Source organism: Methylobacterium sp. 17Sr1-1, assembly GCF_003173775.1.
In the GTDB taxonomy this organism is placed as follows: domain Bacteria; phylum Pseudomonadota; class Alphaproteobacteria; order Rhizobiales; family Beijerinckiaceae; genus Methylobacterium.
The window spans coordinates 3640717-3654088 of record NZ_CP029552.1 but is presented as its reverse complement, the minus strand read 5'-3'; the positions used below and the strand labels follow the sequence as shown (position 1 = coordinate 3654088).

General features: G+C 70.7%; 14 protein-coding genes. 10 read left to right on the top strand and 4 right to left on the bottom strand.

From position 1 onward, the window contains the following. Nucleotides 1–86: 86 nt before the first annotated feature. Both DK412_RS16410 and DK412_RS16405 read right to left on the bottom strand, forming a co-directional pair. Nucleotides 87–605, bottom strand: a complete 519-nt coding sequence (locus DK412_RS16410; protein WP_245446990.1) for a CAP domain-containing protein — start codon at nt 603–605, stop codon at nt 87–89. Next, nucleotides 602–3277 carry a DUF3772 domain-containing protein gene (locus tag DK412_RS16405; protein ID WP_109972809.1) on the bottom strand — a complete coding sequence of 892 codons (2676 nt, stop codon included), beginning with the start codon at nt 3275–3277 and terminating at the stop codon, nt 602–604. The genes DK412_RS16410 and DK412_RS16405 overlap by 4 nt, the downstream gene beginning before the upstream one ends. 657 nt (nt 3278–3934) lie before the next feature. On the opposite strand from DK412_RS16405, the gene DK412_RS16400 reads away from it, so the two are divergent. From DK412_RS16400 to DK412_RS16385, 4 genes are all read left to right on the top strand, one after another. Then, the gene (locus DK412_RS16400; RefSeq protein WP_093566531.1) at nt 3935–4483 is read left to right on the top strand and encodes an HNH endonuclease; all 549 of its coding nucleotides are present in this window, start codon (nt 3935–3937) and stop codon (nt 4481–4483) included. 155 nt (nt 4484–4638) lie between these two features. Then, nucleotides 4639–5052: a hypothetical protein gene (locus DK412_RS16395; protein ID WP_162596225.1), complete on the top strand. Its 414-nt coding sequence runs from the start codon at nt 4639–4641 to the stop codon at nt 5050–5052. A gap of 124 nt (nt 5053–5176) precedes the next feature. After that, complete coding sequence (locus tag DK412_RS16390; protein WP_109972807.1) at nt 5177–5557, top strand: hypothetical protein; 381 nt, start codon at nt 5177–5179, stop codon at nt 5555–5557. Nucleotides 5558–5715: 158 nt separating this feature from the next. Next, nucleotides 5716–6399 (top strand): DUF4142 domain-containing protein, encoded by a 684-nt coding sequence (locus tag DK412_RS16385; RefSeq protein ID WP_109972806.1) that lies wholly within the window; start codon nt 5716–5718, stop codon nt 6397–6399. A 101-nt stretch (nt 6400–6500) separates the two neighbouring features. On the opposite strand, the gene DK412_RS16380 is transcribed toward DK412_RS16385, so the two are convergent. After that, on the bottom strand, nt 6501–7100 hold the full coding sequence (locus DK412_RS16380) for a DUF4142 domain-containing protein (protein WP_109972805.1): 600 nt from the start codon (nt 7098–7100) through the stop codon (nt 6501–6503). Between the two features lie 356 nt (nt 7101–7456). Here DK412_RS16380 and DK412_RS30255 point away from each other — a divergent pair, with 356 nt between their 5' ends. The 6 genes from DK412_RS30255 to DK412_RS16355 all read left to right on the top strand — a co-directional run bounded on the left by DK412_RS30255 (nt 7457) and on the right by DK412_RS16355 (nt 12003). Next, a complete protein-coding gene (locus tag DK412_RS30255) occupies nt 7457–7609 on the top strand; it encodes a hypothetical protein (protein ID WP_162596224.1) in 153 nt (50 codons plus the stop codon). An 86-nt stretch (nt 7610–7695) separates the two neighbouring features. After that, complete coding sequence (locus DK412_RS16375) at nt 7696–8229, top strand: Spy/CpxP family protein refolding chaperone (protein WP_245446988.1); 534 nt, start codon at nt 7696–7698, stop codon at nt 8227–8229. Nucleotides 8230–8560: 331 nt separating this feature from the next. Continuing rightward, nucleotides 8561–8887 (top strand): hypothetical protein, encoded by a 327-nt coding sequence (locus DK412_RS16370; RefSeq protein WP_162596223.1) that lies wholly within the window; start codon nt 8561–8563, stop codon nt 8885–8887. Between the two features lie 122 nt (nt 8888–9009). After that, nucleotides 9010–9891 (top strand): branched-chain amino acid aminotransferase, encoded by an 882-nt coding sequence (locus DK412_RS16365; RefSeq protein ID WP_109972802.1) that lies wholly within the window; start codon nt 9010–9012, stop codon nt 9889–9891. Between the two features lie 89 nt (nt 9892–9980). Next, entirely contained in the window at nt 9981–11078 is a 1098-nt protein-coding gene (locus DK412_RS16360) for a calcium:proton antiporter (protein WP_109972801.1), read from the top strand. A 190-nt stretch (nt 11079–11268) separates the two neighbouring features. Beyond that, entirely contained in the window at nt 11269–12003 is a 735-nt protein-coding gene (locus tag DK412_RS16355) for an IS5 family transposase (protein ID WP_162596222.1), read from the top strand. Nucleotides 12004–12162: 159 nt separating this feature from the next. Here the strand turns inward: DK412_RS16355 and DK412_RS16350 are convergent, their stop codons facing one another. Then, the gene (locus DK412_RS16350; RefSeq protein ID WP_109972799.1) at nt 12163–13197 is read right to left on the bottom strand and encodes a glutamine synthetase beta-grasp domain-containing protein; all 1035 of its coding nucleotides are present in this window, start codon (nt 13195–13197) and stop codon (nt 12163–12165) included. Between the last annotated feature and the right edge of the window lie 175 nt (nt 13198–13372).

The window sequence follows — 13372 nt, the reverse complement described above, 5'->3', positions numbered from 1 at the left end:
CAGCAGGAGCGCCCTGGGGCGAATCCCCAGGGGCGCTCGTCTCCGCTTGATCCGCCCGACCGATCCCGGCGCGCGACGATCGCGGCCTACTTCGCCACCAGGAGCGCCCAGTACACCTTGTACTTCGACCCCGGCGCGTAGGCCGTCGCGATCCCCATCCGGGTCGCCGCAGGATCGAGCATCACGGCATTGTGGGAGGGACTCTCGCGCCACCCCGAAAAGGCTTCGGCCAGGGTGTGGTAGCCGGCCGAAAGGTTGGCGGCCGGCTCCGGGTAGCCCATCCGGGCCGCCACGGTCTTGACGATGTCGGCCTGGCTCGGCCGGCCGGCGGCGGCCATCGCGGCGGTCTCGGTCTCGGCGAGGCGCTGGAGGCCGGGATCGAGGGCGAGCGGCGGCAGGCCCTTGTTGCGGCGGTAGGCGGCGATCATGTCGCGGGCGGCACCCGCGTCGATCTCGGCGCCCGTCGCCGCCATCGGCCAGTACAGGCTCGGTCCCGCCGTCGCCCCGGTCGAGACCCGCGTCGCCTCGCTCGCCGAGCAGGCGGCGAGGGCGAGCGGCAGGGCCAGACAGGTCAGGCGCTTCAGCGCGGCGGGACGGAGGATCACGGCACGGTCTCGGGGGTTCGGCGACGCTCGGCCTCGGGCTCCGGGCGGGCTTCGTTCCGGGCCTCGGGGCGGAGGGCGGCAGGGCTCGCCATGCGGGCGATCTGCCCCATGGCGTCCTGCATCGCATCCAGCCCCTGGACCGTGACGATGCTCGCACCGGGTCCGAGATTGGGGATGAGACCCTCGTCCGACAAGGTCTTGAAGACCGCGAAGTTGAGATCGCTCTGCACTTTCGCCTGCGAGCCGACGTCGGTGATCATCGCGATCAGCTCGAATTCGAGGAAGGGGTCGCCGATCTTGCGGAACACCACCCGGGGCGGCGGCTCCTTCAGCACCTCCGGATGGGCCTTGGCGCAGCCGGCGATCAGCTCGGCGGCGTGGACCGGGTCCTGGTTGCGCAGGACGCTCACGGTGATCGTGACCCGGCCGGTGCGGTCGCCGCGCACCCGGTTCTTCACCACGCCGGAGATCAGGTTCGAGTTCGGCACGATCACCGCCGAGCGGTCGAAGGTCTGGATCTCGGTCGAGCGCACGCTGATGCGGCGGACGTAGCCCTCGTTGTCGCCGATCACCACGAGGTCGCCGACCCGGATCGGCCGCTCCCAGAGCAGCAGCAGGCCGGAGACGAAGTTGTTGACGATCGATTGCAGGCCGAAACCGATACCGACCGACAGGGCGCCGGCCACGATGGTCAGCTTTTCGAGGCTCAAGCCGAGATACGAGAAGGCGAGCGCGATGGTGAGCAGGAAGCCGACATAGCCGCTCACCGTCGAGATCGAGTTGCGCAGGCCCGGATCGAGGTCGGTGGCCGGCAGGTAGGTGTTCTCGAGCCAGCGCTGCACCGCCTTGGTGATGACGAGGCCCAGCGTGAACAGCCCGATCGCGATGGCGATGGTCGAGAGCGAGATCGTCACCCCGCCGACGGTGAAGCCGAAGAAGGCGGCCTGCGCCCAGGCGAAGATGTCGGTGGAATCGACGCCCCAGGAGGCGAGCAGCAGCACGCCCGCGGCGGTGAGCAGCAGCACCCGGACGAAGCCGGAGATCAGCACCGCGATCTGGTTGAGCGAGCGCTTGCGCAGGCCCGTATTGGCCTGGAGCGCCGTGGCGATGCGCGAATCGTCCTGGAGGGCGGAGGACACCACGGCGTCGACGCTCGAGATCGCCAGGTACAGGATGGCCGCGGCGATCGCGGTCCACATCAGCTGGTCGATCAGGAACGACGACAGGGCGATGTAGCCGACCAGCGCCGAGACGCCGATCGCCGCCACCACGATCCAGCCGAGGATGCGAAGCGGACCGCCGATGCCGGTATGCGACTCGGCCGCGATGTAGGGGCCGAGGCAGGCCTCGTCGGTCTCGGCGCGCGCCGCGAACCGGCGCAGGCCCTCGGCCAGCACCACCGCGACCACCGCGGCGAAGACGCCCTTGGTGACGATGGTGACCGGCAGGCTGAGCGAGATGCCCTCGTTCAGCCCCTCGATGGTGCGGCCGACCGCGATCACCGAGGCGATGGCGATGACGAGGCGGTTCAGCCGCTCGGCGGTGGCGTCGGTCATCGCGACGAGGCGCCAGGCCGGCCGGTCGGGCGAGAGCAGGGCGTCGGCCATCGCCTCGACCACCGCCACGAAGGCGAGCGAGGCGACGATCCGGTGGGCCGCCGGCAGGAGGCGCACCGGCAGGAGCTCGGTGACGTCGAGGGCGTAGCCGACGAGGAAGCTGCCGAGCACCGCCGGCACCGCGCCGACGAGGAAGACCCGCCAGGCCGCCATCACCCGGACGTAGCGGCTCGGCTGCGCGGTCTTCGACGAGCGGTGGCCGATCCGCGGGGCGATGTGCCGGCGCCCGACATAGAGCGCCACCGAGACGCCGATCGCGAGCGCCAGCAGGAACAGGTTGAGCGCCGTGCCCCGGCGCTGGACCTGGGTGACCGAGTCGTCGAGGGAGGATTTCAGCGCCCGCAGGTCGCGGCTGAGGTCGTTGGTGGCGCGCATCCACAGGTTCGGGCTCACCAGGCCGTCGGTGCGCTCGAACAGGGCGCGGGTGAAGGCGGCGCGGCGCCGGTTGCTGATCTGGTCGGTGATCTGCTCGCTCTGGACCAGGAGCGAGCGGGCCAGCCGCAGGGTGTCGTCGATCTCGGCGACGCCGGCCTCGCGCTGGGCCCGCTCCTGCGCCACGTCGGCGCCCTCGGGCTCCTTGGGCTTCGGCCCGAGCTGGTTCAGCCGCTCCTTCGCGGCGTCCAACCGCGGTCCGAGATGGTCGACCACCTGGCGCAGCCGGTCGGCCACCGGCGGGATGCCCTCGCGCAGGAGGGCGAGGTCGTCCTTGTTCAGCTCGCGGTGGGTGAGCGCCTGCTCGCGCTGGTCGAGATCGGCCTTCTCGGCGTCGAGCTGGGCGCGGATCTGCTTGATCTGCTCGGAGATCGGGGTCTGCGGCGGGGGCTTGGGAGCTTCCTTGGGAGCTTCCTTGGGAGCTTCCGCCGGCGCGGCGGGCTGGGCGGCGGGTTTCGCGTCGCCCTTCGCGTCCCCCTTGCCGGCGGGGGCCGGCGCCTGCGCGACGACCGCCCGCTCCGGCTTCGCCGCGTGTCCCTGGGCCACTTGCCCCTGCGCCGCCGCGAGCCCGGGGCTCAGCAACGCGGCCGCCAGGGCGATCGTCCATCGGCGGAGCTGTCTCATGCGCAATCCTTCTCACCCGCGGGCCGGGCTCGTCTCCCGGCGGCCCGGCCCGTCGGTCACGGCGAAGCGACCGGCGCGGCGGCCGGCTTTCCTCGCGATGGGTCGATTCGAGCCGTCTACCTAGGTCATCCCTCCGGACGAGGGAACCGGCGAGGAAACTGGCGAGGAAACCGGACCGGGGAAACGAGACGGAATGCGGCATCGCGGATCAATGGGGCGAAAATCCGGGGGCGCAAATCCGGGCCGGCCGGCTGCGGCCTCCGGGACGGGATCCCACCTCGGAATCCCGGGGGCGGCAGATTCGTGTGAGGCGTGACGAGACGCCCCGGCCTGAAACCTTCACAACCCTGTCATGCTGCTATTAGACTAAGCCCCAATGGACTCGGCCTTTTCGTTCTGCTGCGGGAGGATGTCGGTGATCGCCCCTCATCAGCAGCCCAGACGGCGCCCGGATCGCATCCCGGCCGCGCCCCCCGGCGTCCGCTCCCCGAGCGGCCGGCGCGGGCATACGCCGTGTCCCCCCACTCTTCCCCCCACTCTCCCCGACCGGCTCGGAGGATAGGCGATGGTCCCCATCCCCTCTCCTGGCGAGCACCGCGAGGACCGGCATCATGCCGGCTCCCCTCGCTGCGGTCGGCCCGTCGCCAGGGCAGGATGATGCTGGACCTTCAAACCCTCGTGCTCAACGCGGATTACCGGCCGCTCTCGTACAACCCGCTCTCGCTGTGGTCGTGGAAGGATGCGTTCACGGCCCTGTTCCTCGACCGCGTCACCCTGGTGGCGAGCTACGACGTCGAGGCGCGCTCGCCCAGCCGCTCGTTGCAGGTGCCGAGCGTGGTGGCGCTCAAGAGCTACGTCGCCATGGCGCGCAGCCCGGCCTTCACGCGCTACAACATCTACCTGCGCGACACGTTCTCGTGCCAGTATTGCGGCCTGCGCCTGCCCTCGGGCGGCCTGACCTTCGACCACGTGGTGCCGCGCTCCCGCGGCGGCCTGTCGAGCTGGGAGAACGTCGTCGCGGCCTGCAGCCCGTGCAACCTGCGCAAGGCCAACCGGACCCCCGAGGAGGCCGAGATGCCCCTACTCAACGAGCCGCGCCGGCCGAGCCGCCACGAGCTGCACCGCCGCCAGCCGGAATTCGACCACCGCCAGTACCACCACACCTGGATCGACTACCTGTACTGGGACAGCGAGCTGGAGACCTGAGCGGGGCGGCGGCCGCCTCCCGATTGATCGTCCGGGCCTGTCGACGAAGGAGCGGAGCCAGGCCTCCCGCGGCGCGCACGCACGCGGCCCTGCGGACCCACGACGAGAGCCGCTACGCCGTCCAGCGGCCGGGCATCGAGTTTCCCTGACCTCGGGTGATCCTCGCCGAGATGGAGAGGAACGGGACGTATAAGCCGGGGCCCGACGTGGCGGTGGTCGATTACGACAACGTGATCGGAGGCAAGCGCTTCACCGAGACGGTGCACCTCCTCGCCGAGGTGGTTGCGAGCACCGACGGGGACCTGACGCCGGTCGGCGGTGCGCGCTGGATCGACGTCAAGGTCAGGCTCTACCGGGAGCACGGCCCCTGCCGGGCCATCCTCGTCGCGGAGCAGGAGCGCGTGCACGTGACGGTGCAGGCCCGCGAGGCCGGTGGCTGGACCTGCCACGTGCTGACCGATCTCGACGACGACCTCGCGGTCCCCTCGGCCGGCCTGTTCTGCCGGGTCGGCGACCTCTACCGGGACACGCGCTGGCAGCCGCGCCGGGGCCGGGCACACCGAACCTGACCGGTTGACCGCGCGACACCCTGGAGCGGCGGGCGCGGATTGGGCTACACGCTGGAGGCTTGTCCCGTCGCGGCCGCGCCGATCCCACCCGGATGCCGGCGCGGCCCGCCAGCGCCGAAAGCCGATGCCGAACACGACCGTGACCGACACCCCAGCGCCCGCCCGCACCCGCCGTGACTGGCCGGGGCTCTTCCTGCGCGCCGTGCTCTCGCTGTTCCTCGGCCTGCCACTTGGTGGCCTCCTCTTCGCCCTGACCGGGCTCGGAATCGCGGTGCTCAACGACGACCCGCTCCTGCAGCACCCGTGGCTGCTCGCCTTCCGCACCCTGGCGGCGGCCGTCTCCTACGTGTTCCTGGGCGGCTTCGCCTGGACGCCGGAGGGCGGCTACGAGAGCATGCACGCCTGGTACGCCGCCGGCGTGGTGCTGGCCTTCGTGCTGATGAGCCGGCCGTGGCGGCGCTGGACCCAGCGGCAGCGGGCGGAACCCTGGCCGCGGCGGGCCTGACGCCAGGATCGGACCCACCCCGGGGCCTGCGCGATATCGCCGCGGTTGCAATCGGGGCTTGGGTGGAACGGAACGTCGGTCGGGCGAGACATTTACTCCCCCCGAGCATCCGGGCCTGCGAGCGCCGGGATGCGTGCCCTTCCTCAGGAGCTCCATCCATGCATCGTCGCGACGTTCTGGTCAGCATGCTCTCCGCCACCGCCGCCCTCGCGGTCACCCGCACCGCCGTGGCGCAACCGACACCGGCCGGCGCCATGCCGACGCCCGTCTACCTGGCGATGGCCACCAAGGGCGGCCTCTTCCTCGAGAACACCGCCCGCGACGCCTTCGCCAAGACCGGCAACCCGCGGGTCAAGCGCTTCGCGCGGGCGGAGGTGACCGAGCAGGTCAATCTCGCCAACAAGATCGACGGCGTGACCGGCGGCAACGTCGCGATGCCGGGCGGCGGCCGGCCGGGTCCCGGCGGCCTCGTCGGCGGCCTGGTGGCGGCGCCCCTGGCGGTCGCGGGCGGCGTCGCCGGCGCGGCGGTCGGCACTGTCGGCGGGGTGCTCGGGGTTCCCGGCGGCGAAGGAGCGCCCGGTGGCATGACCTCGGACGAGCAGAAGGCCCAGATCCAGGCGCAGCTCTCCGGCCTCCAGGGCGGTCCGCAATACGACGCCGCCTTCGTCAACGCCTCGCTCCAGGGCCACCGGGAGGCGCAGATGATCCACGGTTCCTACGCCCAGAGCGGCGAGGATCCGGCCCTGCGCCGCATCGCCGCCGGGGCCCTGCCGCTGATCCGGCTGCACATCTCGCAGCTCTCCCAGATGCAACGGATGATGGGCGGCGGCGCCGAGGGATAGGTCGCGCCCTAAGCGTCGGGCAAAGGCTCCGGCGCTCAGCGGGACGATGCGGACGAGTGGAAGCGCCCCCGAGCCCGAAGGCCGGGGGCGCTTCTCGTCGTTCAGTCCTTCAGGTCCTTCTCGATGTCGGCGAGCAGCGCCAGGTGCTCGCGGATCTGGCCGCGAGCGAGCTTGGCGACGCCGAGCATCTCGCGGTCCTTGCCGCTGCCGAGATAAGCCTCCTGGATCTTCAGGAGCGCCTGGTGGCCCTCGATCTGGCCGCGGATGTATTCGCTGTCGAAGGCCTTGCCGGACTTGGCCTGTTCGAGCTTGTCCAGCATCGCCTTGCCCTTCGGGTCGAGCTGGCCGGTGACATCGGGCTCGGCCGGCGGCTTCACCTGGCCGGACGCGGTCTGGGTCGGGTCGCGCATCGCCTTCAGGACGTCGGCAATGGTCTCCTGCTCGGCGACCTCGAAGCGCGCGAACTGCTTCACGTCGTCATCGGACGCCTTGGTGAGCGCGACGCGGCTCGCCGCGAGGGAGGCCGACCCGGCCGCGAGGGTGTCGGCGATGGCGCGGGCCTCGGCCTCGCCCATGCGGGCGCCGCTGTTGCCAGTTGCCGCGGCGGTCGGACCGCCCTGCAATTGCGCGAGCGCCATGGTGGCGAAGGAGGGTATCGCCATGGCCGAGGCGATGGCGGTCAGTGCGAGACGACGATGCATGGGACACCTTGCTCTACGCGGTGGACGCCCTGATCAGCGGACGCTCTCGGATGCGGAACACCCTCGATCGCGGCCGTGGGAGCAAGCACTAACGTCACGGCGGAAGAGGCGGTTTCAGCGTCGCCTTTCACGAATCGCACGCGATTCGCCTCGCTCGGCGCGCGGCGGCGGGAGATTGCACGGGCGGCGTCCTGCTCCGTTCGCGCCCGCGGCTACGTCCATCGGTGAGGTTACGCCGACCGTCGCTAACGTGTCGTCTGCCGGTGACAGGGCTCATCATCGGCAAGGCCCGATCGGCAGGGCCCATACTCGCCACCCCGGTGGCGAGACGGCCGTGGGGACGACAGAGGCTGGGGATGACCACGATCTTCTTCGGACCACTCCGCGCAGCCGCGGATGGCGGGCAGGGAGGCAGCGGCCAGACGGCCGCCAAGCCGGTCGCGCCGGTGTTCTGCTCGGTGATCGTCGTCTGCCACGTCCTCGACCGGCGCCGGGTGACGAAACCGTAATCCGGTGGCGAGGTCCGGGCCATCCGGCGGCGCGCAGTCTGCGGTCTCGGCGGCCCGACGGGCGGCCGCACGAGGACCTTCGAGCCATGCGACGCCTTCTCACCACCGGGGCCTTGGCAGGAATCTTGAGCGCGGGGATGCTCGGCGGCGCCCTGGCGCTGGCGCCGGACGCGCCGAAGCCGATGCAAGCCGCCCCGGTTCAGGTCGCCCATGCGGGCGACCCGCAGGGCCGGCACCGCCTCAGCGCTGAGGACATGCAGGCCTTCACCGACGCGCGCGTCGCGGCCCTTCATGCCGGCCTCAAGCTCACCCCCGACCAGGAGAAGCTGTGGCCGCCGGTCGAGGACGCGATGCGCAACCTCGCCAAGGTCCGGCGCGATCAGCGCGAGGCCCGGCGCGGGCGCGACCGCGATCCCGTGGCCGAGGCCGCGCCGGACGCGATCCGGGCTCGGGCCGACGCGCTCGCGGCGCGTTCGGACGCCCTGCGCAAGCTCGCCGACGCCTCGCAGCCGCTCTACGCCACCCTCGACCAGGCGCAGAAGCAGCGCGCCGCGATGCTGACCCGGCCGATGGGGCCGCGTCATCACCCGGGCATGCACCGGCACCGCCGCGACGACTGACCTGCCTCCGAACCGCTCCGCACCGCGCGGGCGGTGCGGAGGCTCCTTCCTTCCGGTTTTCTCCCCCAGTGCCGCCCTGGCCCCCGCCACGGGCGGCACTGCCGCATTCGGCGCTCGCAACATTCCGCGCAATCCGCACGCAATCCGGCCATGCGATACCGGAATACGTGATGAAGCTCGGCAGGAACCGACCCCCTGCCGAAACATTGCGAGGAGACGCGCCGCGGCGGGACCATCGCTGCCGACCGGTCCGGCAACGGACCGGGCGGCGCGATCGAACCAACCGAAGAGCAGCCATGACGGACTGAACGGCAACCAGCGGGAGAGGCAGATGGACAACGTCATCCGTCCGGATTTCCAGCGTGCGGCCAAGGCTCGAGCGAACGACGGAAGAAAACCCGCGGCAAGCGCTCCCGTGCAGTACATCAAGACCTACGGCGAGGTCGGCACGCACGCCGTGTCGCTGGTGCGCACCCGCTCGGCCCTGCGCGGCGACGTCTACCAGGTCGTGATCGACACGCCCGGCGGACAGGTCGGCCCGGTCGGCGTCGAGCCGGCGACCGACGACGGCATGTTCGATGCCGACCGCGTCGGCATGGCGGTGATCCGCACCCTCGAATTGCTGGCCCGGCGCTCCGGCGATTTCGATGTCGCCTGAGACAAGCCCGGCCTGATACGCGTCGCGCTCAACCCCCTCCCTCTCTCCCGGACGATTGTCCCGCGTGGACAGCACCCGCCGGGGCGCGCGATCATGCGGGACGCGAGGGTTGGGAGTGCGCGATGGCCGAGCCGACGAGAACCGACGACCGTTTCACCGAGGAGACCTGGACGTTTTTCGAAGGCGCCTGGCACCCGGGCAACGTGCGGATGATGGGACCGCGCACCCACGCCGCCTGGCTCGCCTCGACGGTGTTCGACGGCGCCCGGGCCTTCGAGGGCGTGACCCCGGACCTCGACCTCCATCTCGCCCGGATCAACCGCTCGGCCGCCGCCTTCGGCCTCGAACCGGTGGTGGCGGAGGGCACCTGGGCCGAACTGGTCCGCGACGGGCTCAGGCGGTTCGCGCCCGACGCCGCGCTCTACATCCGGCCGATGTACTGGGCGGAAGGGGGCTTGGGGGGCGCGGTGCGGTTCGACCCGGCCTCGACCAATTGGTGCCTCTGCCTCTACGAGGCGCCGATGCCGCCGCCGACCGGCTTCACCGCCACCGTGTCGCCGTTCCGGCGCCCGACGCCGGACTCGGCCCCCCTCGACGCCAAGGCCGGCTGCCTCTACCCGAACAGCGCCCGGGCGATCGCGGAGGCAGGCTCGCGCGGCTTCGGCAACGCCCTGATGCGCGACGCTTTGGGCAACGTCGCCGAGTTCGCCACTGCCAACGTGCTGATGGCTCGCGACGGCGTGGTCTATACGCCGGTGCCGAACGGCACGTTCCTGGCCGGCATCACCCGCGGCCGGGTGATCGCGCTCCTGCGCGAGGCCGGGGTGACGGTGGTCGAGAAGACCCTCACGGTCGACGACCTGATGGGTGCCGACGAGGTTTTTTCCGTCGGCAACTTCGCCAAGGTCGTGCCGGTGACCGCCCTCGACGACCGGACCTTCGCGCCCGGGCCGCTGTTCGGCAAGGCCCGCGAACTGTACTGGGCCTTCGCGCACCGGGGCTGACGCCTTCCGCTGCCCGGGCTGACGCCTGGACGCCCCCGGCCCCTGCCCTACCCTTGAGTCAGCGGGGCAGTTCGGGGGCTTTCAGGCAGATGATGATCGTGCGGCTCGGGGTGGCGTGGGCGACGGTGGCGGCTTTCGCGGTGTTCGGCGGGAGCTGGCTCGGGGGGCTCGACGCGCCGCTGGTGGCGGCGGGGCTGTTCGCCTGGCTGTTTGCCGTCATCCTGTGGTCGGCCTTCGGGGTCGTGCACGAGGCGGAGGAACTCGCCGACCGCCTCGGCGAGCCCTACGGCACCCTGATCCTGACGCTGTCGATCGTGGTCATCGAGGTCGCGCTCGTCGCCGCGGTGATGCTCGGCGCCAAGGCCGCCCCGACGCTCGGGCGCGACACGATGTTCGCCGTCATCATGATCGTGATGAACGGCCTCGTCGGGCTCGGGCTGATCCTCGGCGGTCTGCGCCATCACCGCCAGAACTACAACCTCGATGGCGCCAGCGCCTACCTGGCGGCGATCATCCCGCTCACCACCATCGCGCTCATCCTCCCGAACTTCACCACCTCGACCCCGGACGGCTCGCTGACGGCGTTGCAGGCGGTGGCGTTCTCGGTGCTGACGGTGGTGCTCTACGGCATCTTCCTGCTGCTCCAGACCGGCCGGCACAGCGACTTCTTCACCGACTTCGTCGCACCGGGCGCCACCGTGGAGAAGAAGGCGCCGCATCCGGATGCGGGCCGGGGCGCGATCCTGCGCCATGCCGGCCTGCTGCTGGCCAGCCTGCTGCCGATCGTGCTGCTGTCGAAGAGCCTGGCGGCGATCCTCGACCACGGCATCAAGGCCCTCGGCGCGCCCTCGGCACTGGGCGGCGTCATCATCGCCGCCATCGTGTTCACCCCGGAGGGCATCAGCGCCGTCAAGGCGATCCGCCGCGACCAGCTCCAGCGCGCGATCAACCTCTGCCTCGGCGCCGTCACCTCGACGGTTGGCCTCACCGTTCCGGCGGTGCTCGGCATCGGCCTGATCTCGGGCCAGCGGGTGGTGCTGGGCCTCGCACCCGCCGAGATGGCGGTGCTCGCCACGACGCTGCTGCTCAGCGTCCTCACCTTCTCGCGCCAGGGCACCACGGTGCTGGAGGGCGCGGTGCACCTCGTGGTATTTTTGACTTATCTGACGCTGATCTTCAGTCCGTGAGGCGGCGCACGCCCTCAAGCGCCTGAGAGCCTGTTTGAGGCCCTCTGCCGGCCGTCCCCATTTGTCTTGCTGGGAACAACCTGGGCTCCGCCTGGCCGGGCGGAGGCAAGAGCAGATGTGGACGGACCGACATCGGACGCGTCACGAGACGCGCCTCAAGAACATAGTTGTCCAGGCAGGCCTGGACGAGATGGCCCGCCTGGTACAGCGCCTCGACCCACCTGGCAGCCCGAGCGCGACGCCGGCCCGCCAAGTCGTGGCGGCGATCGCCTGGCATCTGCGGGTCGGCAGCGCCTGGCGCGCCCTGCCGTCGGGGTTTCCGCCCTGGTGTACGGTCTACGGCTGGTTCCGGCGCTGGGTCGAGAAGGGCGTGCTCGCGATCCTGATGCGGGCCCTGGCCCGGCGCCAGCGGCGTCGCGGCGGTCGTCGCCCGCAGCCCCGGCTGGCGATCATCGATACCCAGAGCGTCAAGTGTATCGGAGTGCGCGGGCCGCGTGGCTACGATGGCGCCAAGAAGCTGGTCGGACGCAAGCGCGTGCTGATGGTGGACGCCCAAGGCTTCATCCTGGCCGTGGCCGTCGTGCCCGCCGACGTGCAGGATTGCGACACGCTGCCGGCGTTGGATGCCGGCAAGGAGCAGTGGCCGAGCCTGCGCCTGGCGATCCTCGACGGCGTGTTCCGGGCCCATCGCTGCGAGGAGTGGTGCACCCTGCACGGCATGCGCTGCGAGGTGGTGCAGAAGGAGCCGGATCAGACGGGCTTCGTCGTGCTCAAGCGGCGCTGGGTGGTCGAGCGGACCTTGGGCTGGCTCAGCCACTGGAGCGGGTTGCTGCGCGAACGGGCCGGTCGCCTCGACGTCGCGACCGGCCGCATCACCTTCGTCGCCTGCCTGATGGCCCTCTCCGCACTCCACAATCCAGCATAAATGTAGACCCTCAAACAGGCTCTGAGTTCGGCAAGGTCGGACCTCAAGCCTGGAACGTCATCCCGGGGGGTGTCAAACCTGTCGGGGAAGGCCGCAACGGAAAACGGCGCGGGCCCCTTCGGGCCCGCGCCGCTCAACGTATCGCCACTCCGAGACGGCTCAGGCCGCGGCCGAGACCTCGGTCGGGACGGTCGAGATCGTCTTCAGGATCTGCGAGGCGATCTGGTAGGGGTCGCCCATCGAGTTCGGGCGGCGATCCTCGAGGTAACCCTTGTAGCCGTTGTTGACGAAGCTGTGGGGCACCCGGATCGAGGCGCCGCGGTCGGCCACGCCCCAGCTGAAGGTGTGGATCGAGGCGGTCTCGTGCTTGCCGGTCAGCCGCATGTGGTTGTCCGGGCCGTAGACGGCGATGTGGTCCTCACGGGCATCCCCGAAGGCCGCCATCAGCTTCTCGAAGTACTCCTTGCCGCCGACTTCGCGCATGTAGGCGGTCGAGAAGTTGGCGTGCATGCCCGAGCCGTTCCAGTCGGTGTCGCCGAGCGGCTTGCAATGGTACTCGATGTCGATCTCGTACTTCTCGCACAGGCGCTGCATCAGGTAGCGCGCCATCCACATCTCGTCGGCGGCCCGCTTGGAGCCCTTGCCGAAGATCTGGAACTCCCACTGGCCCTTCGCCACCTCGGCGTTGATGCCCTCGTGGTTGATGCCGGCGGCGAGGCAGAGGTCGAGGTGCTCCTCGACGATCTGGCGGGCGACCGAGCCGACGTTCGAGTAGCCGACGCCGGTGTAGTATGGGCCCTGCGGCGCCGGGTAGCCGGCCTCGGGGAAGCCGAGCGGGCGGCCGTTCTTGTAGAAGAAGTATTCCTGCTCGAAGCCGAACCAGGCGCCCTCGTCATCCAGGATGGTGGCGCGCTTGTTCGACGGGTGCGGAGTCTTGCCGTCCGGCATCATGACTTCGCACAGGACCAGGACGCCGTTGCTGCGGGCCGGATCGGGGAAGTGGCGGACGGGCTTCAGCACGCAATCGGAGGAGCTGCCCTCGGCCTGCTGGGTCGAGCTGCCGTCGAAGCCCCAGAGCGGGAGCTGCTCGAGGGTCGGGAAGCTGTCGAAGGCCTTGATCTGGGTCTTGCCGCGAAGGTTCGGGGTCGGCGTGTAGCCGTCAAGCCAAATATACTCGAGCTTGTATTTGGTCATCTCGCGTCTCTCTTCAGGTTCCGATGGAGCCCGGCTTCCTCGTCGGCGCCCATCACCCGCCAGCGGCATCCCCTGGCTTGCACGTCCCGTGCCAACCGCGATCGAGGTCGGAACGATCGCAGGAACGGTGCGTTTTCGACCACCCCGGACGGCGGGGGCGACCCGGCGGCACCCT